This window comes from Marinilactibacillus kalidii (genome assembly GCF_017599325.1).
Lineage (GTDB): Bacteria > Bacillota > Bacilli > Lactobacillales > Carnobacteriaceae_A > Marinilactibacillus > Marinilactibacillus kalidii.
Genome location: NZ_JAGFVM010000044.1, coordinates 107,563 through 128,357 on the forward strand (window position 1 = coordinate 107,563; position 20,795 = coordinate 128,357).

A 20,795-nucleotide genomic window follows, 5' to 3' on the forward strand; every position below is an offset into this window, starting at 1 on the left:
GAAGATCGGTCATCCCTTAACGTTAGGGTATGACCGATCTTTTTCGGTTTCTGATAAAAATCTGATTGTGCTTATCCTTTAGCTGATGCACCGGACATGGCATCAACAGAAACTTCAACAGCATCTTCTTTAGCAGAAGCACCGGACACTGCTTCGACATGTTTATCTGCTTCTTTCACTGAAGCACCTGTCATCCCATCTACTTCTACACCACCAGCCAAGGTCTGACCAGTTTGTTTCAAGTACCAGTCAATGATTGGTTTAAAGTCTAAGATATATTCATTGATGCCTACGTAGTTCCCTTCTTTATCGTGCATCGCTTGATAATTATGGACGACATATTTATCTGGGCCATGTGTCGGTACATTTACCCGTACTGCATCTACTGCACCAGAACGTAATTGTTGAATCACCCACTCTACATTTTTGAACGCCGCTTTTGGATGGCAATTTGCTAATGGATTTCCTACCTGTCCTAGTACCCTAGAAGCTAACATTTCACTACCTGGAAGTGTGTGGTTATAGTAAAGGAATTGATTATTACTATCGGCATAAGTTAATTCCATTGGCATAGAGGATAGGAAATAATTCAACTGATCAACGGTCAATAGACCTCTATCCAATTTGACATAAGTATTTCCTTCAACCGCGTTGACCGCTTCTGCCGCTTGTTCGAGCCAGTCATCCGCATCCATATCAACACCTTCGATCGTCGTATCGATTTTTCCAGTTGCGTATAGATCTTCTGGTTCCGGTTCTGACTGTTCAGCGGCTTCCATGGCTAAAACCATTTGAATAAATTGTGTAAATTTAGCTAGACAGCTACCGAGAAACACAATCGTTTCATGGTCGATCAGGTTCCCCTCTTCATTAAATGCTTCTTTTACTTTTCCTAATAAAAACTCATTTCCTGGCATAACGATCGCATTGACACCAGGTGCGTTCAGAATTTGTCTTAAGTGCATTTGCGCTCTGGAAGAGCCTTGATCATAGTAAGATGCACCAACAATCATGACCGGTTTCTCTTCAAATGAATGTACTTTGAATGACAACCATTCTAACAGACTTTTTAGTGCTGCTGGAATAGTATGATTATGCTCTGGTGTCGCAATAATGACACCATCCGCTTGAAGAATTTTGTGATGAATCGATTGAATCTCTTGGCTATCTGTTTGATCATCACTTTGGTTAAACATCGGTACATCTTTGATTTCAACTAATTCTAAATTAAACATACCTTGGAATTGTCTTTTGATATACTGTAATAACGTTCTATTGTATGAAACTTCTGCGTTTGACCCAACGATACCGACGATATTCATTTTACTCATTCTTTATTCAAACCCTTTCCCATGAGAAGTTTTCTGCTTCTTTTTTATTGATTTCATGCGCATGGTTCAATTGATTGATAATGTCGACGAATGTCAGAAAATCTTCGAATAAACCTTCTAACTTTTCAATTTTTTCTTTTGAAACCAATTTATTTTCATCATCAAACGCTTGTAAAGAATGACTAAGTAAAAACTCCGAGCTTGGCATGATTCGTGCTTTCAACTCTGGTGCATCTAAGATCTGTCTTAGGTGCATTTGTGCTCTTGAAGATCCTAATGTTCCATATGAAGCGCCTGTTATCATCACTGGCTTATCAACAAATGGGTAAATACCATAAGACAACCAGTTCAGTGCATTGATCAAGACTGCCGGTGCAGAATGATTATATTCTGGTGTACTAATCATCACACCATCAGCTGCTTCAATTTTTTCTGCCAATGCTTTAACTGATTCAGGTAACTCTTTCGATTCCGGTTTGTTGAATACGGGTAATGCTTTGATTTCCACTAACTCGATCTCTGCTCTTTCTGAAAAGTGTTGCTGCATAAACTGAAGTAGCTGACGATTCGTTGATGCTGTCGAATTGGTTCCTACTAATCCAATCAATTTTTTCATTTATTTTCTTCCTCTCCACTTGCTGTTTTATTGATCTTCCCACTCACATTCAACACGTTATTCATCGCATACAAAACGTCTCCTGATTTAGTGATCACAAGCCCCTCAACACCGGGCACACCATTCAGTGTCTGGATCACATCTGATGCACACTTACCAAAGAGTCGCGTCGTCCATATTTCGCCATCCACTGATTTCGTAGAGCGAATCGTTAGGCTCGCTACATCTGTTTCTACAGGATACCCGGTTTTCGGATCTAAGATATGATGATACGTCCGCTGCTGATTCTCTAGCTTTCTGATATAAATACCGGACGTTACGACAGACTGATCAACTACATCTAGCACTGCTTGATAATGTTGTCTAGATTGATTCGGATCTTGTATACCAATTTTAAAACTTGTTCTTTCATCATCATCACCTGGACCGATACCTACCAAATTTCCACCTAGATTAATCAAAGCCGTCTTCACACCTTGGGCTTTTAAATACTGGACGATTCGATCCGCAATGTATCCCTTCGCCAGTGCCCCCAAATCGATCAACATACCTGTTTCTTCAAGAAATATCGATCCGTTTTCTGGATTCAAACGGATTTTTTCAGGATCTGTTTTTCTCAATAAATCTTGCACATCATCGTCAGAGGGAACTTTTGCATCATCGAATCCAATTCTCCAAGTTTGCACTAGTGGTCCGATAGCGATATTCATCAAACTATCTGATGCACAACTATGTTCTTTGCCGATTTCAATCAGCTCATAGAGTTCCGGATGTACAATAACGGCTTGCTTTCCAGCATTTAGGTTTACTTTCATCAGTTCTGAATTAGCATCATTTGCACTGAACCGTCGCTCATACATACTCAGTAATGCAATCACTTCTTGAACCAACTGGCTCGCCGACTCATGTTGGATTTGTATCTCAATGATCGTACCCATCATCCGGACGGTTTTTTGCTCCATATACATCCTTACTCAACTCCTATCCGTCCTCAGGTATGCTCTAAACTTTTTTCCATATCTGCTAACACAGCTAATCCTACTTGGTTTCGGTTCACTTTAGAGTATGCTCTGGCATCGTAAATCAAGCCTAAGATCTCTGCTTTCGGACGATTCAATACGATTGCATTCTTTGCCAACTGGATAGCCGCTCTAGCTAAATAATAAGTTACGTGATTATCTGAGCAAATAGAGATAGCATAATTCAACAAAGCGTTACTGATTTCTAATTCTCCTACATCAGCATAAAACACACCACACTCAAATACGATATGTAGAACGCGCCAAGTGTCTTCCATCTTTTTCGTCGGATATGCATAAATCTGTTCCAGTACCTTACTAAAGTAAAATTCTGCTTTCACTTGGTCTTTTTCTCGTGCATAAATCATACCAATACCGGTATAAGCTAATAACTGAAAGATTCCAGCATCTGCGCAGTCCTTTTCCGTTAGTAATTGGTCAAAAATAAACAAGTTATCGATCAGCGGTTCATTTCTAAAAATAGCCAAAAACCCTTTAATGTATAAGTATCTTGCGCACAATCCAGGTTCTTCATATTGGTCAATCTCAATGGTCTCCAATAAATCCGAAGCTTTCTGATATTCACTTGTGATGAGATAAAACTCTGCTTGATTCATTTTCGTGGTAACCTCAGTGTACGCTACGCCTACTTTCGGGAATAATTCCCCCAGTGGTAAATCTAATTTGTTGCATAACTTATTTAATATCTTAAGATTAGGAACGTGAGCGTTATTTTCAAACCGACTTAAAGTAGCTTGCGTACAAATACCTTCAGCTAATTCATATTGTGAAAGTCCTTTTTGTTTGCGTGCAGCTATAAATCGCTCAATATGCATATTCATCTCCCCTTTACGACAGGCGTCTAAGGTATTACCGACCTTAATTGTGTTCGTTTTCACAATCAATATAGTTAAAATTATACACATCTCATATAATACCGTCAATGCTTGATATAAAATCGTATATAATTTTTTCATCATATTTGGACACTTTGTGAAAATAGCTAGTTTTTCTAATGTATAGTTGGAGATACAAGATACAACAAAAAAAGATAAGCGTGCACTGCTGTCATCAGTACACGCTTATCTTCATAAAATAGTTTTTTCTTAAGGTAAAACTATATAGTGGTAATCACTTTCTGATTCTAACTGAAATCATCTCGCTGATTTCTCAAGTCGGTAAACGCTTCTACTGAATCTGCTTTTAAGAACAAGTTGATTCGTTTTTCTTTTCCGATCGTTGACGGCAACGTTGGCATCTCTCTTTCTCTCAACGCTTTCACTTGTTCTAATTCTTCTGCAATCGACTCGTTTTCTTTATCTATACTCTGTGCGAATCGTAAGTTGGTCAGCGTATATTCATGACCGGCATATACCGATACACCCTCATCTAGCTGATTAAACACTTGTAACGCGTCATATTGTGCCTGATAGTCTCCTGTAAACACACGTCCACAACCACCTGAGAACAAGGCATCCCCAGAGAATAAAGCACTACCTATCAAGAAGCTGATATGTTCTGTGGAATGACCAGCTGTTTTAAAGACTTGCACCGTTTGATCCAACACCTCAAACGTATCACCATCTTCTACTGTCTCTGTGTTTAATGGTTTCGTTTCTTTCGGACCATAAACCGGCGCATCTGGATAATCGGCTAATACCGCTTTAACACCACCAATATGATCATCATGCTCATGTGTCAGTAAAATAGCTTCTAACGTCAATTCATTTTCTTTCAAATACCCTAACACCTTAGCAGATTCCCCTGGATCCACAACAACCGCTCTGCTTCCTTCTTCCATGACCCAGATATAGTTGTCAGATAATGCTGTAATGGGTTGAACCATCATAATTATCGCCCCTTTGTCTAATTGCTTACTCTTGAAGTATAGCTGTTTCTACTATTGAACTGCAATGAACACGCTCTTTATCCTATACGAAAAGTTATTTATTTTTTTATAAGTAAGTTCTCCCAATCACGATTTTTCTGATATGATAGAACTATAAAAAAGTTAATGGGGGAAAGAATGAATGTTGGAATTCAAACAAAATATCCGAGGAAATGTTGCCTTAGGGATCAACCCAGTCGGACTTAAACAAGAAGTACAAAATCAAATCAATTATGTAAAAAAACAAGGAACCTATGAAGCTCCTAAAAAAGTATTGATTATCGGTGCTTCATCAAGCTACGGCTTGGCAACAAGAATCAGCTTGGCTTTCGGTGCTGGTGCAGATACGATTGGTGTCTCTTTTGAGAAAGGACCCAAAAGTGCCCGTTCTCTAGGAACGGCTGGCTGGTACAATAACATTGCATTCAAAGAAGCGGCTGAAAAAGAAGGACTCGTTGCGAAAAATTTCGTGCAAGATGCTTTCAGTCATGAAAGTAAACAAGAAGTGATTGATTACATTAAAAATGAATTTGGCGGAAAAGTTGACTTAGTTGTTTACAGTCTAGCGAGTGGCCGTAGAACAGATCCAGATACGAAAGAAACATATACATCCTCTATTAAAGCCATCGGTGAGCCTGTCGTTGGACCAAACATCAATATGCAAGAACAATCTTTTTACACTGAAACACTTGATCCTGCAACTGACCAAGAAATCGCTGATACCGTTAAAGTTATGGGTGGCGAAGACTGGGAACTATGGATGCGCGCATTAAAAGAAGCTGGTGTGCTTTCGGACAATGTTCTGACAACGAACTATTCTTACCTTGGTACAGAATTGAATCACCCTTACTATGGTGGTGGTACACTCGGACAAGCTAAAGCAGACTGCGATGAGAAAGCTGAAAACATCAACAACCTGCTGACTGATATCAATGGTAAAGCACTCATTGTCGTTGCGACTGCTGTAACAACAAAAGCAAGTTCTGTGATTCCTTTCTTCCCGGTTTACTGTATTGGACTATACAAAGTCATGGAAGAAAAAGGCACCCACGAAACACCTATCATGCATCAAGACCGTATTTACCGTGATATGATCTACGGTAACAATCCTGAGTATGATGACGCAGGACGTCTGAGACCAGACAGCTGGGAATTAGATAGCGATACACAAGCTAAAACGAAAGAATTGATCATGCAATTAAATGAAGATAACTTCAATTCTGACAAAACAGCTTACGATCTATTTTACAAAGAGTTTTCGAACTTAAGTGGCTTTATGGTAGACAACTATACAGAACAAGACGTTACTTTAGAAGAACTAAAAGCACTAGACTATTAAGTTGAAAGAGGCCGGGACAAAAGTCTCCGCCTCTTTTTTTGGTTTCTAACCTATTTGAAGTATGCGTTTGAAATTTAGGGATTATCGAAGTAGTTTTCGAACGCATCAGACGTTTGCGTTCGACTCTTACGTACGAATAGATCTCTTTTTAACGTATCCATCATTTAAATAACATAAAACAAGAAGAACCACTGAGAGAATTGCACTTTTACAATTCTCTCAGTGGTTTCTCTGTAGTTAAAAACTTTAAGAAATTTATGTCTTCGCCACTTTTCTAGTCCTTGCGATTACTCTTCCCAACGACAAACTTTCAGCTCGACCTGTATTTCATTTTTCATCGGTACATCTTCAGCTTCTAGCAGTCCTCGCTGTTCTTTCCATCCAGGTGCCAACCTACCTGCATGATTCACTACTCTATGACACGGATAACTCCCGTAAAATTCTGACATACTCAATACTCTTCCAACGAGACGTGCATTTTTTTCTCTACCAATCAGTCTGGCAATCTGACCATATGTCGCTACTTTTCCTTCTGGAATCTCATCAACGACTGACAAAACCTCATAGATCAATGCTTCATTTAATACTCGACTCATCCATTCTTCCTTTCCAATTAACAAAGTCGTTCTTACTTTTATATTGTGATTGTTTCTTTCTTATAATCGATATACACTTTTTCACTGATTTTCGTATATTTACGTATCTTTAAATCGGCCGAGATACTATCTAGCTTAAAATTACCGATATATCTATAGCTGAACTTTCCAAAATGATCTCTAATTTTCGCAAAGACGATTCTTAATTCTCCCACATCATGATAAGCAGCTTTGCCGTCTTGCCGAATATTTTTCTCTGTGAGAACACACCATGAATCGTCGAGATAATTTAACCACTGATTGTGCTCTTCCTTTTCCCCAGTGGAAATTGTCGGAAACCATACCTCTACCGATTTATCCGCCACGGTCATATTAAAACCTGCTTGCTGATAGCCTTTGTATTTTTTAAAAAATAATTGATTCGCTACATCCGTTATCAATCGAAAGCGATAAAAGTCGTCGATAGATAAGAAGCCATTTTTTTCAATCCATTCTTTGACCGATACATCTGTGTCCCACTTTTTGATATCGTATGCTATAATTTTTGCTTTTATTTCTTCAGCAACATCCTGTATTCTTTCTGTCAAAGCTTGTAAGGGTAACGTTGCATCTATTCTTTTCACTTCAAACAAACGATCTTCTCGAACGGCAGACAATTTCTGTTCCATCGTTAATACCCTTTTTAAATCAGATTCAATCGTCTTTTTATGAAAAGCTTCGTCTACTTCTATGCCCATATTGATCTGCGGGAAAAACAAATCAATCAAATAGTACTTATCTGCACTGACTCTCACATATTGCTGCGTCACTGGACGAATATTCAAGCAATCTATTCTTTGCCATAAAGCATTCAATATGTAGTTCTCATAATCTTTCCGCTTTGTACGCGAAAATGTCTTGATCAAGTACGTTACTTTATCCATTTTTTCCACCTTTACAATCACAAAACCAGCTTTCAATTATCTATTAGAATTGATGACGCTTTTATACCATAATACTTCACTTATACAGACGGTTGCAAACCAACTTTATATTCAAAAAGAGTACGCTAGGTTCTTTCATTTTCTCTATCTCACTTTCTGTGTTAAAACTAACATGCAGATTGTTAATGGAAAACATAAGATAAAGGAGATAGGAACATGGTAAAAGAATTTGATGTTATTGTCATTGGTAGTGGGGTTTCAGGAATGGGCACTGCTTCTAGTTTAGCGGCGGAAGGAAAACGTGTGGCTATTATTGAAGGAGATTTATGGGGCGGCACTTGTCCAAACCGTGGTTGCGATCCAAAAAAAGTACTTGTCTCAGCGGTTGAAGCACGCGACCACATCAACCAGCTCCAAGGAAAAGGACTAAATACAGTACCGAAAGTAAACTGGCCAGAACTGATGGCATTCAAAGAAACCTTCACTTCCCCAGTGCCTGACCAAATGAAAGGTAGCCTCGAATCATCTGGAGTAGAAACCTTTACTGGTAAGGCGGCATTTGTAGATGAAACCCACTTAGCAGTGAATGGCAATGAACTAAAAGCAGATCACTTTATCATTGCGGCTGGCGCACGTCCTTCGATATTGGACATTGAAGGAAAAGAGCATTTTCTAACGAGCGAAGACTTTTTGTCTCTGCCTGAAATGCCTGATACCATCACTTTAGTGGGTGGTGGCTATATCGCGTTTGAATTCGCGGCTATTGCCAATGCTGCTGGCGCAAGAGTACACGTTATACAACATAACGATAAACCGCTTAAAGATTTTGATAAAGAACTTGTTGATCAATTAGTCCAACAATTAGAAAATAAAGGTGTTCAATTCCATTACAACGTAGACATTACTAAAATCGAGAAAACATCTATCGGGTTCTCAATAACCGATGATACAAATTTCGAATTAAATACAGATTTAGTTTTTTGTACAACAGGAAGAATTCCTAATATAGAAACACTTGAACTAGAAAATGCTGGTATTGAATATGACAAAAAAGGTATCACCGTCAATAATCACCTTCAGACAAGTAATCTAGCGGTTTTTGCTATCGGCGATATCTTATCTAAGCCTCAGCCGAAATTGACACCTGTGTGTACATTTGAAGCGAATTACGTTGTTTCATACATGACTGGAAAAGATACTGAACCGATTGCTTATCCCAGTATCCCAACAATCGTTTTCTCAGGTCCAAAATTAGCCCAAGTAGGCTTGATGATCGATGAAAACAATGATACACATGAACGTTCCACCATCGATGCCACACGGTGGTTTAATTATCATAGAACCAACGAACCTATTTCATCTATTATCATCGTGAAAGAGAAACAATCTGGTTTACTAGTTGGTGCAGCTTGTTTAAACAATGAAGCTGATAACTTGATCAATTACTTTAGTCAATTGATTGAACAAAAAGTCCCTGCTTCGGAAGTTGCTGACCGTATTTATGCTTATCCGACTGTGGCGAGTGACTTATCTTCACTTTACGCTTAATACCGGTCAATTATTTTATGTAAAAACGAACGATTATGCAAATAAAGGTTCTATAATATTTAGTGTTGGTGAGAATTCGCCAGCACTATTTTTCTGCATATAAAGAAACAAGCGAGATTCTCTGATAGACTATAGTTACCACACCAAATCTATAGGAGGAATCTCGCTTGCTTCAAACAAATGATATCAAAAAATTGCTCAATATCCAAGATGAATCGATTACTTTAACTCGAATTGAAAAAGAAACGGTCAAAGGACGTCTAACGAATATCGTTAGAGGAACAATCACATATACCCCAAAAGGTTGTCCCAAGTGCGGCACGATCAATACTCAATACCGAGTGATTAAATACGGATCAAAGCTGACTAAGATTGTATGGAATCATGTCGCTGGCTATCCTACGCGTCTCTATTTAAAGAAACAACGTTTCTTTTGTAAATCCTGTAAGCAGACCTTTTCTGCTCGATCTTCTGAAGTTGAAGAACATTGCTTTATTTCCAGAAAAGTTAAGCAGCACATCGGATTTCAATCAGGAGAAGACCTTTCGAAGAAGTATATTGCAGAAGATCACACTGTTTCGCCTACTACCGTGAAACGTATCATCAGTCATTTTGCCCAGATATACTATCCAGTATATCAGTCTTTACCTTCTTGCTTACTCTTTGATGAGTTCAAATCCGTTAAGAATGTGAAAGGTTCTATGAGTTTCATTTACGCCGATGGCGATACACATGAAGTCATTGATATCCTACCTGATAGAAGAAAAGCCTATCTTAAGCTTCATTTCCAAAAGTATCCATTAAAAGTGAGGAAACAGGTAAAGTTCGTAGTCATTGATATGAATGCAGCTTATGAGTTCTTTATAAGAGAACTTTTCCCGAATGCTAAAATGATTATCGATCGGTTTCATATCGTACAATTGATCAATCGATCTTTGAATAGAATCAGAGTTAAAATCATGAACAATACAACCGTTCTAGTTACCCTTCTAAAGGGATTTATAATAAATTCAAGAATCACTGACGCCTGTTACTAAAAGAAGAACGGACACTTTCAAGTACAAATTATAAGTACTATACTTGCTTTGGGCAAACGACTCAACAGCACATAGTTGATACGCTGCTCGCCTATAATAGCGAATTACAAGAAAGTTATCGATTCTATCAAAATCTTTTACATGCTTTAAAAACAAAGAACTATACTCAATTTCGAAATACATTACAAGAGACATCTTTTGAATACCATAACTTGATGAAGGTCAGTCAGCGAACGTTGAATTATCACTTAGAAGAAGGTCATATTGAAACAGCGTTTCTTTATAATTACTCTAATGGTCCACTGGAAGGCTCCAATAATAAAGTGAAAAATATCAAAAGAACAGCCTATGGCTTTATCAGTTTTAATTCTTTTAGAAATCGTCTCGTTCTTTCACTGAAAATGAAACCTAAAAATAAAAAAAGAAGACCTATCGAATAAATTCGATAGAATCTTCTTAAAGGTAACTGATGTTACCAACATCTATTTGACACAGAGCCCAAATAAAAGCATCGTTTCTCTAAAGTAGAGAGACGATGCTTTTTTTGACAGTTGTTCCTTTAATCTTACTTATTGTTCTTCAGCAACGGTATAGCCGTTTCTCAATAATAACTCAAATTGATCAGCCTTGATTGGTCTCGAGAAGAGGTATCCTTGACCAATCTTGCATCGACTTTCAATCAGTTTCGACAACTGGTACTCTGTCTCTATTCCTTCGGCAACGACATCCAAGTTCAAGTTTTCTCCTAAATTGATGATCGTTTTCACCATAGAAAGTTGACTTTCATCTTCAATATTCGTTATAAAGGAACGATCTAATTTAATCGTATTGATGGGTAATTGTTGAATGACATTTAAGGAAGAATAACCTGTTCCAAAGTCATCAATGGATATTTCAATCCCCATTTCTCTGAATTGGTGCAACACTTCGCTACTCTCTGTCGTATTTTGCATAATACTTTCAGTCACTTCAATTTCTAAATATCTCGGCTCTAAACCAGATTCTTCAAGCGCTCTTTTAACGATTGCTACTAACCCACCATGCTGGAACTGTTTAACAGATACATTAACGGAGACTCTAATAGCAGGCAATCCCATATCTTGCCATTTTTTCGTTTGAATACAGGCATTTCTTAAAACCCATTCCCCTATTGCAACGATTTGACCGGTCTCTTCTGCTATAGGAATAAACTCTCCCGGAGAAATAGGCCCAAGATCTGGATGATGCCATCGAAGTAACGCTTCCATCCCCATCATTTCTTTAGAAAACAGCTCTACTTTTGGTTGATAATACAACTCAAATTGATGACTATCTAATCCTTTTCTTAAATCACTTTCAATTCTCAATCTACGATTCATTATCTCGCTCAGGTCACCATCATAGTATTGGAATCTATTTTTACCACTATCTTTAGCAAGATACATGGCTGTATCAGCAAATTTAAATAGTTCTTCATAGGAACTACCATTATCTGGATAAACGCTTATTCCGATACTACTGGTTAGGCTAATTTCATATTCATTTAGCTTGAAGGTTTTTTCAATATTTTGAAGAATCTTATCCGCCGTTTGCTTGCAGATCGAATCATATGCACCAACAATGATAACGGCAAATTCATCTCCACCTAATCTAAATAGTTGCATATTTGGCGCAAGTACTTCTTCAATTCGTCTTGCCGATTGCACCAAAAGTTCGTCTCCGACTTGATGACCGAGCGTATCGTTGGTCACCTTAAATCGGTCAAGATCAATTAACAGTAAAGCGATTTTTTCATCTTGTGCATTCTCCATCTCGATTTCTAGCGTATCTTTGAATTTCGTCCGGTTACTCAAATTCGTTAACGGATCATGATAAGCGAGATAACTGAATTCATCAATTAATTTATTATTTTCTTTTATCATCAATAGTTGACGGAAAATAATCATCCCAATCACAATAAGCAGACCAAAGCTAAGTGAATTGACTGCCCAGCCGTAACTATGGATCACAAGAAAAATAAGAATAATCGTACTAACGTATGGCGGAATAACGACTTTCGGTAAACTGATATGCTCAATGGCAAAGTTTTTCGATTTCGTCTGTTTTTTTATTAGATAGCCTGCCAGTCCAATAGACCATATGCCGATGATCCAAAGATAATTCACCAATCCATCTGGTTGATAACGATCTCTCGGTTCTAGATACGTATAATACGTATCTCCAATAAACGTCGCCAAGAAACCGACTACAAGGAATAACATTGTTTTGTGTTCGATTCTTTTATGAACCAGATACGTTAGAATTGAAATCATTAAGAGTATACTCAAATTAATTGTCGGATACATTAATATAATAATGATTGTTGTTAACGATTGCTCTGCATAATCTAATGTCGGCTCTATCAAATAATAAAGGGTGACTGATGCAGTCGTGATCATAAAAATCAGAAAATTAAAGAAATAGATTTTATTAAATCTCGTTTTATTTATTTCCCTAATACAATAAAAAAGAGCCACTAAATAAATAATACGCGCAATCATCCAAAGAAAATATTCTACTCCTGTAAACGTCGTATTTCCATTCAGAATTTGCACAAAAATCCAAGATAAATTCCCAAGAAAATATACAGTCGTTCCAATCGTCAATAACAGCCAAAAGCCTATATGATGGCTATCTTTCCTGCGATACGCCTTATAGAACTCTATTATACTAAACAGGATTCCCATGGTATGAATGATGGGTAAATTCAAGCTTTTTAACCATGCATTATCTTGAAAGATGATATCCCATCCAAATAGGACTAAGAGATTGATTAATATAATGATGATTAATGATCGTTTTTTCTTCAACATTGCATCTTGTCACCCCCTTAAGCGGATTCGTACTATATCATTATAATCGTCGTTTGTTTTCTTGATTTAATAGCGCTTTAATCATATAAAATGTCAATAATGTGAATTATATAGTGCCGCAAATCACTACGCCTGAATCAATGGGTGATTCTGAGGCCAAAATAGTAACCTAAAACATTTTTAGCAAAACATAAAACGCCTGTTATTATATTCAAATGAATCCTATTTCAGTGACTTTTTGCTGATTTCACTATAAGAGGAGATACTATTCATTATACATAATGAGACCGACTATTGTTCCTATGTTAACACATCATAAAAGTTTTTCTTTTAGTACACGTTGCTTAAAGTCTGAATTCAAAAAGTGACTCCTTACTTTCAGCTACTTTTTAATTAATAGTGATTATCATACTAGTTGTTTATTCAAATCTGACATTTAACATGCTTTTTCCAGTAGAAACTGCGCCTTCTTTCCATAGGTATTGCACAGCATATTGTTTACCCATTTCTGCTTCATCAATCTCAATCGTTAGTACCGTACTTTCGGATATGTTTTTTTCACTGACTATTTCAGAACGATCATCCACATTTACTTCAATCAAGCGGGTCTCGGTAGGTTGAGGATCCATCGCACTCCAATCAATTACCACACTGTCTCCTTCGATTACCTTTCCAGAATGAACATCAGGAAAGCTGTAAGCTATTTCGTTTTCTTCAGTCCCCCAGAACAGCTCTTGATACATATAATCAAACAAGATCGATAAATCATCGTTTGAGCTGATCAGTTCTACAATCGGAACTTCTGTATGTAGTGCGGGATTTTCTTCGCTTCTTTGAGTAATGGGTTCATTTTTATTTTCTACAGTATCAACTTCTTGCACCTTTTCTTGAACGACTTCTGCTTCTTCTTTATTTGAACATGCTGAAATCACTAAAACAGTGGACAGCATCATTATACCGCTTACAATACTTTTCATTGTCATTCTCCTCAATAGGTCATGTGCCTGTTCGTCATACAGCTATACTATTTATTTTATCTGATAAAGACCACTTTTACTAGCTTCCAAAAGTAAAACAACCCACGTTGCTCTTCAATAGTGAAGAGTAACGTGGGTTGTTTAGAGCTCTACTATTTATTTACGTGCTTTACTTACTTTCAATGTTTTTCCTTTAACCTTGCGTTCTTGCATTTCGGAAATCACATAAGGACCTTTACCATTCATGATTTCTACATAGGTTACGTTTTCTTGAATCGTGATAATCCCGATATCCTCAGCAGATACATCTCTGATACTCGTCAATGTACCAACAAAATCAACTGCACGCAGTTTTTTCTTTTTACCACCATTGAAATAGACCTTCGTGATATCTTTATTCAAGGCTTTATTGCGCGCAATTTTTGGTGCCAATCGGGTATTGATTTTCTTTTCAAACGCTGGCTGCGCACGCGTAACTGCACGATCATTAGGCGCAGAAATTTCTGTAACTTCTTGGCTGTCGTCAAAAGCAAACTCACGAACTTCTTGCCAGCGTCTTTGATCAGTTGGACTTACCATCGTTAAGGCTAGACCCGTTTTACCAGCACGACCGGTTCGACCTGTACGATGGGTGTAGCTCTCTTTCTCAAAAGGCACATCATAGTTGACGACATGCGTCACGTTATCAACATCGATTCCACGAGCTGCCACATCAGTCGCCACTAAATAACGAAGTTTTCCAGAGCGGAATTCATCCAATACCTCTATGCGGTCTTCTTGATCCATACCACCATGCAACTTATCGATTGGTAATCCTTCTTTATCTAAAAAGCTGACAACCGAATCCACGACATCCTTCGTATTACAGAAAATGATGCAAGCATCTGGGTTTTCAATCGTCAATAACTCTAATAATTGCTTCTCTTTCGCTTCATCTTCCACTTTGATATAGGAATGTAAAATTTTAGGCGTGTTCTCTTCTGAAGATGCCATTTTGATAGACGCGCGATCAGCACTCATATAAAAACTCGCTAAGCGGTCTATTTGTTTTGACATGGTTGCCGAAAACAACATCGTCTGGCGTGCTGTCGGCAAGTGACCGATGATTTCTTCTACCTGTTCAATAAAACCCATATTCAGCATTTCATCCGCTTCATCTAAAACTAGACTACTCACTTTATCGACTACTAACGTACCTTCTTTTAAGTGTTCCAGTACCCGACCTGGCGTACCAACAACGATATGACTTTTTTGTTTTAGTTCAGACTTTTGCGTTTTAAAAGAAGACTTACCAAATACCGCAGTCACTTTTATACGCTTCAATCGCCCAACATTCATAATGTCATCTTTAACTTGTAGTGCTAACTCTCGAGTAGGCACTAAAATCAAAGATTGCGGTTTGTTTTCTTCCCATTCTGCTTGTTCACAAAGGGGGATACCAAAAGCAACTGTCTTACCGCTACCCGTTTGAGATTCTACAATAATATCTTTTTTCTCCAGTGCTAACGGAATAACGGCTTCCTGTACCGCTGTTGGATTGAAGTAACGCAAACTCTTTAATGCTTTCGATATTTCTGGATCGATCCCAAATGTTTCAAATGATGTATTGCTCATATTCTCCTGCTTTCTTTTTTCTGCTGAATTGTTCAACAGCTATAAAATAATGGACTGTCGTCTAAATGAATTAATCGTATAAGATTGAGTGCTCTATGACTTAGAGTTTCCGTTGAAAAATGCTAAATCGATGAATGCGACACCGAAAGATACACCAAAGCAAACAGAAAGTATGGTAATGATATCAAGTGATTCAGGGCGGAATAGATAATCAAAGCCGTAAATCATGGCGCTCGATAATATAAAAAGAGTAAAAAATTTAATAAGACTTTTTCTTACAACTTGCCATTTAATCTTTCTCATGTTCATAATTGTCACTACTGGAACATACAGTAGCATAAAAATAAGGAGAAAGACATAGCCTAAAAAAAATGCAAATGGTAAGTCCATATTATTATAAGCTGCTATAAACAAAAATACCGTTGAAATCAAAAATATACTGTATAGAATACTTGTAAACCATAACTGTTTATTTTTCTTCATAATGTTCCTCTCATAAATGAATTCACCTAATTACTGGCTATTATAGTGTGGTCTTTCTTTCACCAAGCAATTAGAGTATCGTTCCCTTTATTTTCTTCTGTCAAATATTCTAAATTTTCATACCCTAAAGCTAACACTTTTGCATGCAAATTTTTGATAGTCGTTTGGTTTTTACAGTAAATCCACGTATAAGAAGAATCCACTAGATTTAATACAAATTGACAATCACTTTCCATAAATTCTTCGTATGTTTCAATTTCTTTCGCTTTTGAATTCTTGGGAAAGCCTTTCAAGTCACAAAAGATAAGATAGTATTCTTGTTCTGATATCAATTTATACAGTTTTTCTCCACTTACTTCATCCATTTGCCAATCTTCAGGGAAAAGAGGATTTCCTAATGTATTATTTTGAATCCTATAAGATTCTCCTCCACCAGTTCATATCTTTTAGAATCGTTTCTTCTAAAATATCAAATAAATGCTGTCCATAAGTGTTCGGAATCTCAAACGATAGGCCTATCATGCCAAAACTCCTCTATCAATTTTTATTTATTCTTCCTAATGCCAAATCTCTAGATATTAAGTTTTACTTATTATATCCTATTTATGCTAGAATTAAGTAAGAAATTATTGGAGGATGATATTATGAACCAACAACTCGTTGAAATTTGTTTGCGTGTTAGAGATCTCGAAGCGACTTTAGACTTTTATACTAACCTATTCGATTTTGAAGTGGCTAGCCGTAGAGAATTTCCTGAAAATAAATTTGATTTAGTTTATCTAAATTCACCAGGTTCTTCTGTACAAATTGAACTGACTTACAATTACGATGCAGAGCCATATAATGTAGGAGACGGCTTCAGTCACTTAGGCGTAACTGTCGGTGACCTAGAAAAAATGCACGACGTATGTAAAGCTTCTGCTTACGAAACAGGTGAATTAAAAGGATTATCAGGTGGTACACCTAGTTATTTCTTCGTAACTGACCCTGACGGTTACCGTATCGAAGTTAAGCGTGCGAAATAGTATTTAAACGATAAGATGCTGGTAATTTTTTCCAGTCTCTTATCGTTTTTTCTTATCGGTATAGTTCATATACAAATGATTGTTCTAGCTAAAAATTAACTGCTTGCTACTGATTCTTTTTATAATTCGCTGTTTGAAGGGTTCTCTTTATATTTGACTCATTCTTTAGATAGTGTATAATGATATAGAACGATCATTATACCTAAGGAGAGATCTATATGAGCCAGAAACGCCAAGACGTATTGGAGACAGCAGAATACTTGTTTTATCAGAAAGGATTTCATTCTGTAGGAATCAAACAAATTATTTCTGAAGCGAGTGTCTCTCTGATGACTTTGTACAATCACTTTGATTCTAAAGAAGCGTTAGTTCTAGCGGTATTAAATAATCGAGAAGATACATATTTTTCTTTTCTTAAAAATCAATTTGACTTAAATTCAATAAACTCTATCCAGGAAAAAGCGCAAAAGGTTATGGAAAGTCATCTACTGTGGTTAGAAAAAATGGATACAAATGGTTGTTTGTTTTTAAGAGCAAAAGAAGAATACACTCATGAAAATGATGAGATTACTAAACGTGTGATTAGTCATAAAAAATTCATTTTATCATACTTGGAAGACTCTGGATTTTCTAAGAACGACGCTTTCCGCCTAGCTATACAATTGGAAGGGGCTACTGCGCTAGCTGAAACATCTAACATAACTCATATTAGAAAAGAGTGTCTTTCTATTATTGACCTTCTTTTTCATCCTTGAGCTGACAGATATACTGTTAGCTGTATTTTTTTATTTTAAAATTATAGTGATCGTTCTATCTAAAAGGAGATGTTAAAATGATTAAACTTGTTGCACCAGGCACCGCTATGATTGCTGTCACTTACGCTTTTTCTCGATTCAGTTTTGGATTATTCCTACCTGAAATTTCTGATGCGTTACATTTATCTGAATCTCAATCTGGTTTCGTTGGCACGTTAGGCTATATTTCATACGCCTTTGCTCTACTATGCTCAAATCTAATGATAAAAAGGTTTGGACAGACAATAATAATTTATGCTTGTGGTATCACTTCAGTTATAGGGCTATTGGCTATTGCTCTTTCTCCTAATCTCTTCTTTTTAGGAATAGGTATATGTACAGCTGGTTTGGGAAGTGGGTGGAGTTCTCCCGTTTATAGCAAAGTTGCAAAAACCTCTCTTTCCTTAGACAAAAGGGATCAAGCTAATAGTTGGATGAATACAGGTACTAGTTTTGGAGTCATTATTTCAGGCCCCATCGCTTTATTTTTTGCTAATCATTGGCGAAGAGCATTTCTATTCTTCGCTTTTCTATCAGCTATCACATTAATTTGGAACTTAATCGCTATTCCATCACCTTCTGAGAACGATAAAAACGAGATGAGCTTCTCTTTAAATTATAGAGCGTTATTGAGCCGGACTTCTTATTTATTACCTGCATCTCTCTTAATTGGTATGAGCACTTCCATATACTGGACATTCTCTAGAAGTTATTTGACTGCAGTTTATCAACTAACAACTCAGATAAGCATAGCATTTTGGCTAGTCATGGGAATAGCCGGTATCGGAGGTAGCTTTGCTGGAAAATTAATTAGCTTAAAAGGTCTTTCAGCAGCGTTTCGCATATTCTTGATATTACTGATGTCCTCTATAGCGCTCATTGTTATCTCTAATACAATAGCTCTCTATTCCTCAGCTATTATATTTGGTATTTCTTATATAGCCATTACAGGGGTACTCCTTGTGTGGGGTACACGTTGTTTCCCAGAGTCCCCTTATATTGGTGTCAGTCTTTCCTTCTTTTTTCTAGGCATTGGTCAGACAATTGGCTCATCTCTAGCTGGATTTTCTATTGAGTATCTATCTTACTCTACTAGTTTCTTACTATTTTCTGGGATCGGAATCCTAGCCTTGTTCATGCCTATAAAAACAAATCATAAATATTAACATCAAACTTTAGACATAAAAGTAATGAGTAATAAAAATGTATCAACTACTATAAGAAACCTAAATAACTCTGCTATTAAAGACTTTGAGTCAATTCCCTGATATGAGAGACTTCTTACCCTGTAAAAATAGTAACTTCATTATAAAGGTGGTTGAGGTGCTTAAATTAAATCGAACTACGGTTTTATTTAAAGAACCTCATCTACTTATGATAAGGCTCTCCGTACTACATCTAAATGAGGTATATTCTATATTCTTTTTACTTGATTCAAGGGAGCGTCAAGAAGTTTGTGTAAATAAAGAGGTCCTTCTGTAAAACAAATTCATCTTTTTATTGAAGCTTCAAACATCATTTCCAGTTCTGCTTCAGCTTGTTGGAACCCACGGTGACTTCGAGTTAAAAATTTTTGATTATACATATCAAAATTTGAAACTAAAAAGCGATCCATGGATTCTTCGTTTTGAAATTGTTCTTTACGCCGACTGTACTTTTTGATTTGTTTGTTAAAGGATTCAATCAAATTGGTGGAGTACAAGCTCCTTCGGATCGAAACTGGGAAGTTATAAAACGTAAGCAGACTATCATTTTCTAAAATAGATTTGACTATTTTAGAATAACTAGTGCGCCACTTTTGAGAAAACGCACGGCGCGCTTCAATAGCCTTCTCAAGAGAATCTGCTTGGTAGATTGTCTTAAAATCTTCGCATATTTCTTTACGATCCACTACACGTACCTTACTGGCAAGGTTGCGAGAAACATGTACGCAACAGTGTTGATACGCAGCTTGAGGAAACGCCTGGTGGATCGTATCTTTGATACCTTTCAGACCGTCGGTCGCGAACAGAAGAACATCCTTCACACCGCGTGCTGATAGATCCTCTAGTAATTCCTTCCAAGTGACTGTGGATTCATTAGGGGCAATAGCATAACCGAGTACTTCCTTGGATCCATCTGGGCGTATTCCTACGGCAATATGAACGGCTTCTTTATCAACCGTTTTACGCTTTAAAGGAATATACGTTGCGTCCAAATAAATAACAGCGTAACGCTCGTTTAGTGAACGTTTTTTAAAAGCTAAAACTTCTTCAGAAAACACCTTAGTCATATTAGATAATGTCTGTGGTGTATAGTGATGACCATACATTTTCTCGATCAAATCCGCGATTTCGGACATGGTGATTCCTTTTCGAAAAAGATGAATAATTGTTTCTTCAAGCGTACCGTTGGTTCGCCTATAAGGAGGGATAGTCTGTTGTTTAAATACTCCATTGCGATCGCGAGGTATCTGTATTTGAAGTTCTCCATACTCTGTCTTGACCGTACGGTCATAAGTGCCGTTGCGAGAATTCCCTGAATGGAATCCGATTCGATCATATTTTTCATAATCTAAAAAAGCAGTTAATTCTGTCTTTAAGAGTGTATTTACAGCTAACTCCAAGTGAGAACGAAATAATTCATTCAAATCACCTTTTGTAGCTAGAGTCTGCAAGATATCTGTAGTAAAATTGTTCATAGGGAAGTCCTCTTTTCTGTGAATGTAGTGTGGTAACTCTATTCTACAGAAGGGACTTCCTTTTTTCTATTTACACAAGATATTTTACACTCTC

Annotated in this window: 21 protein-coding genes; 7 read left to right on the plus strand and 14 right to left on the minus strand. The window is 37.0% G+C overall.

Annotated features, from left to right (window positions below; translation table 11 throughout):
* Positions 1 to 71: 71 nt before the first annotated feature.
* From J5J05_RS11275 to gloB, 5 genes are all read right to left on the minus strand, one after another.
* Positions 72 to 1,322, minus strand: a complete 1,251-nt coding sequence (locus J5J05_RS11275; protein WP_208560788.1) for an NAD(P)H-dependent oxidoreductase — start codon at positions 1,320 to 1,322, stop codon at positions 72 to 74.
* Positions 1,323 to 1,338: 16 nt separating this feature from the next.
* Complete coding sequence (locus J5J05_RS11280; RefSeq protein WP_208560766.1) at positions 1,339 to 1,947, minus strand: NADPH-dependent FMN reductase; 609 nt, start codon at positions 1,945 to 1,947, stop codon at positions 1,339 to 1,341.
* The gene (locus J5J05_RS11285) at positions 1,944 to 2,915 is read right to left on the minus strand and encodes an FAD:protein FMN transferase (RefSeq protein ID WP_244244727.1); all 972 of its coding nucleotides are present in this window, start codon (positions 2,913 to 2,915) and stop codon (positions 1,944 to 1,946) included. The genes J5J05_RS11280 and J5J05_RS11285 overlap by 4 nt, the downstream gene beginning before the upstream one ends.
* Positions 2,916 to 2,938: 23 nt before the next feature.
* Positions 2,939 to 3,802, minus strand: coding sequence for a helix-turn-helix domain-containing protein (locus J5J05_RS11290; RefSeq protein ID WP_208560790.1), 864 nt, complete (start codon positions 3,800 to 3,802; stop codon positions 2,939 to 2,941).
* 308 nt (positions 3,803 to 4,110) lie between these two features.
* On the minus strand, positions 4,111 to 4,815 hold the full coding sequence (gene gloB, locus J5J05_RS11295; RefSeq protein ID WP_208560767.1) for a hydroxyacylglutathione hydrolase: 705 nt from the start codon (positions 4,813 to 4,815) through the stop codon (positions 4,111 to 4,113).
* 181 nt (positions 4,816 to 4,996) lie between these two features.
* Between gloB and fabV the strand changes: the two genes are divergently transcribed.
* Positions 4,997 to 6,193 carry an enoyl-ACP reductase FabV gene (fabV, locus tag J5J05_RS11300; RefSeq protein ID WP_208560768.1) on the plus strand — a complete coding sequence of 399 codons (1,197 nt, stop codon included), beginning with the start codon at positions 4,997 to 4,999 and terminating at the stop codon, positions 6,191 to 6,193.
* 287 nt (positions 6,194 to 6,480) lie between these two features.
* On the opposite strand, the gene J5J05_RS11305 is transcribed toward fabV, so the two are convergent.
* Both J5J05_RS11305 and J5J05_RS11310 read right to left on the minus strand, forming a co-directional pair.
* On the minus strand, positions 6,481 to 6,789 hold the full coding sequence (locus J5J05_RS11305) for an MGMT family protein (protein WP_208560769.1): 309 nt from the start codon (positions 6,787 to 6,789) through the stop codon (positions 6,481 to 6,483).
* Between the two features lie 38 nt (positions 6,790 to 6,827).
* On the minus strand, positions 6,828 to 7,712 hold the full coding sequence (locus tag J5J05_RS11310; RefSeq protein WP_208560770.1) for an AbaSI family restriction endonuclease: 885 nt from the start codon (positions 7,710 to 7,712) through the stop codon (positions 6,828 to 6,830).
* A gap of 216 nt (positions 7,713 to 7,928) precedes the next feature.
* Here J5J05_RS11310 and J5J05_RS11315 point away from each other — a divergent pair, with 216 nt between their 5' ends.
* From J5J05_RS11315 to J5J05_RS12905, 3 genes are all read left to right on the plus strand, one after another.
* Complete coding sequence (locus tag J5J05_RS11315) at positions 7,929 to 9,260, plus strand: dihydrolipoyl dehydrogenase family protein (protein WP_208560771.1); 1,332 nt, start codon at positions 7,929 to 7,931, stop codon at positions 9,258 to 9,260.
* 167 nt (positions 9,261 to 9,427) lie between these two features.
* The gene (locus J5J05_RS12900) at positions 9,428 to 10,297 is read left to right on the plus strand and encodes an ISL3 family transposase (RefSeq protein WP_208560772.1); all 870 of its coding nucleotides are present in this window, start codon (positions 9,428 to 9,430) and stop codon (positions 10,295 to 10,297) included.
* Positions 10,288 to 10,737, plus strand: coding sequence for a transposase (locus J5J05_RS12905; protein WP_208560791.1), 450 nt, complete (start codon positions 10,288 to 10,290; stop codon positions 10,735 to 10,737). The genes J5J05_RS12900 and J5J05_RS12905 overlap by 10 nt, the downstream gene beginning before the upstream one ends.
* Positions 10,738 to 10,866: 129 nt before the next feature.
* Here J5J05_RS12905 and J5J05_RS11330 read toward each other — a convergent pair whose 3' ends face one another.
* From J5J05_RS11330 to J5J05_RS13045, 6 genes are all read right to left on the minus strand, one after another.
* Positions 10,867 to 13,128 carry a putative bifunctional diguanylate cyclase/phosphodiesterase gene (locus tag J5J05_RS11330; RefSeq protein ID WP_208560773.1) on the minus strand — a complete coding sequence of 754 codons (2,262 nt, stop codon included), beginning with the start codon at positions 13,126 to 13,128 and terminating at the stop codon, positions 10,867 to 10,869.
* Between the two features lie 419 nt (positions 13,129 to 13,547).
* Complete coding sequence (locus J5J05_RS11335) at positions 13,548 to 14,105, minus strand: hypothetical protein (RefSeq protein WP_208560774.1); 558 nt, start codon at positions 14,103 to 14,105, stop codon at positions 13,548 to 13,550.
* Positions 14,106 to 14,261: 156 nt separating this feature from the next.
* Complete coding sequence (locus J5J05_RS11340) at positions 14,262 to 15,719, minus strand: DEAD/DEAH box helicase (protein WP_208560775.1); 1,458 nt, start codon at positions 15,717 to 15,719, stop codon at positions 14,262 to 14,264.
* Positions 15,720 to 15,812: 93 nt separating this feature from the next.
* On the minus strand, positions 15,813 to 16,202 hold the full coding sequence (locus J5J05_RS11345) for a hypothetical protein (RefSeq protein WP_208560776.1): 390 nt from the start codon (positions 16,200 to 16,202) through the stop codon (positions 15,813 to 15,815).
* Positions 16,203 to 16,261: 59 nt separating this feature from the next.
* Positions 16,262 to 16,615, minus strand: coding sequence for a DUF2691 family protein (locus tag J5J05_RS11350; protein WP_208560792.1), 354 nt, complete (start codon positions 16,613 to 16,615; stop codon positions 16,262 to 16,264).
* 1 nt (position 16,616) lies between these two features.
* Positions 16,617 to 16,724, minus strand: a complete 108-nt coding sequence (locus J5J05_RS13045) for a DUF2691 family protein (protein ID WP_208560777.1) — start codon at positions 16,722 to 16,724, stop codon at positions 16,617 to 16,619.
* A 122-nt stretch (positions 16,725 to 16,846) separates the two neighbouring features.
* On the opposite strand from J5J05_RS13045, the gene gloA reads away from it, so the two are divergent.
* The 3 genes from gloA (at position 16,847) to J5J05_RS11370 (ending at position 19,187) form a co-directional block, all read left to right on the plus strand.
* Complete coding sequence (gene gloA / locus J5J05_RS11360) at positions 16,847 to 17,227, plus strand: lactoylglutathione lyase (RefSeq protein ID WP_208560778.1); 381 nt, start codon at positions 16,847 to 16,849, stop codon at positions 17,225 to 17,227.
* A 218-nt stretch (positions 17,228 to 17,445) separates the two neighbouring features.
* Entirely contained in the window at positions 17,446 to 17,982 is a 537-nt protein-coding gene (locus J5J05_RS11365) for a TetR/AcrR family transcriptional regulator (protein ID WP_208560779.1), read from the plus strand.
* Between the two features lie 77 nt (positions 17,983 to 18,059).
* The gene (locus J5J05_RS11370; protein WP_208560780.1) at positions 18,060 to 19,187 is read left to right on the plus strand and encodes an MFS transporter; all 1,128 of its coding nucleotides are present in this window, start codon (positions 18,060 to 18,062) and stop codon (positions 19,185 to 19,187) included.
* 323 nt (positions 19,188 to 19,510) lie between these two features.
* Here J5J05_RS11370 and J5J05_RS11375 read toward each other — a convergent pair whose 3' ends face one another.
* On the minus strand, positions 19,511 to 20,701 hold the full coding sequence (locus J5J05_RS11375; protein WP_208559633.1) for an IS256 family transposase: 1,191 nt from the start codon (positions 20,699 to 20,701) through the stop codon (positions 19,511 to 19,513).
* Between the last annotated feature and the right edge of the window lie 94 nt (positions 20,702 to 20,795).

Bases quoted from the DNA above. Each gene is read 5' to 3' on its own strand.
- J5J05_RS11275 (WP_208560788.1), bottom strand. From the start codon at position 1,322: ATGAATATCGTCGGTATCGTTGGGTCAAACGCAGAAGTTTCATACAAT.
- J5J05_RS11340 (WP_208560775.1), bottom strand. From the start codon at position 15,719: ATGAGCAATACATCATTTGAAACATTTGGGATCGATCCAGAAATATCG.
- J5J05_RS11345 (WP_208560776.1), bottom strand. From the start codon at position 16,202: ATGAAGAAAAATAAACAGTTATGGTTTACAAGTATTCTATACAGTATA.
- J5J05_RS11285 (WP_244244727.1), bottom strand. From the start codon at position 2,915: ATGTATATGGAGCAAAAAACCGTCCGGATGATGGGTACGATCATTGAG.
- J5J05_RS11280 (WP_208560766.1), bottom strand. From the start codon at position 1,947: ATGAAAAAATTGATTGGATTAGTAGGAACCAATTCGACAGCATCAACG.
- J5J05_RS11370 (WP_208560780.1), top strand. From the start codon at position 18,060: ATGATTAAACTTGTTGCACCAGGCACCGCTATGATTGCTGTCACTTAC.
- J5J05_RS11335 (WP_208560774.1), bottom strand. From the start codon at position 14,105: ATGAAAAGTATTGTAAGCGGTATAATGATGCTGTCCACTGTTTTAGTG.
- J5J05_RS11330 (WP_208560773.1), bottom strand. From the start codon at position 13,128: ATGTTGAAGAAAAAACGATCATTAATCATCATTATATTAATCAATCTC.
- fabV (WP_208560768.1), top strand. From the start codon at position 4,997: ATGTTGGAATTCAAACAAAATATCCGAGGAAATGTTGCCTTAGGGATC.
- J5J05_RS11365 (WP_208560779.1), top strand. From the start codon at position 17,446: ATGAGCCAGAAACGCCAAGACGTATTGGAGACAGCAGAATACTTGTTT.
- J5J05_RS13045 (WP_208560777.1), bottom strand. From the start codon at position 16,724: ATGATAGGCCTATCGTTTGAGATTCCGAACACTTATGGACAGCATTTA.
- J5J05_RS11315 (WP_208560771.1), top strand. From the start codon at position 7,929: ATGGTAAAAGAATTTGATGTTATTGTCATTGGTAGTGGGGTTTCAGGA.
- J5J05_RS11290 (WP_208560790.1), bottom strand. From the start codon at position 3,802: ATGCATATTGAGCGATTTATAGCTGCACGCAAACAAAAAGGACTTTCA.
- J5J05_RS11375 (WP_208559633.1), bottom strand. From the start codon at position 20,701: ATGAACAATTTTACTACAGATATCTTGCAGACTCTAGCTACAAAAGGT.
- J5J05_RS11310 (WP_208560770.1), bottom strand. From the start codon at position 7,712: ATGGATAAAGTAACGTACTTGATCAAGACATTTTCGCGTACAAAGCGG.
- J5J05_RS11305 (WP_208560769.1), bottom strand. From the start codon at position 6,789: ATGAGTCGAGTATTAAATGAAGCATTGATCTATGAGGTTTTGTCAGTC.
- gloB (WP_208560767.1), bottom strand. From the start codon at position 4,815: ATGATGGTTCAACCCATTACAGCATTATCTGACAACTATATCTGGGTC.
- gloA (WP_208560778.1), top strand. From the start codon at position 16,847: ATGAACCAACAACTCGTTGAAATTTGTTTGCGTGTTAGAGATCTCGAA.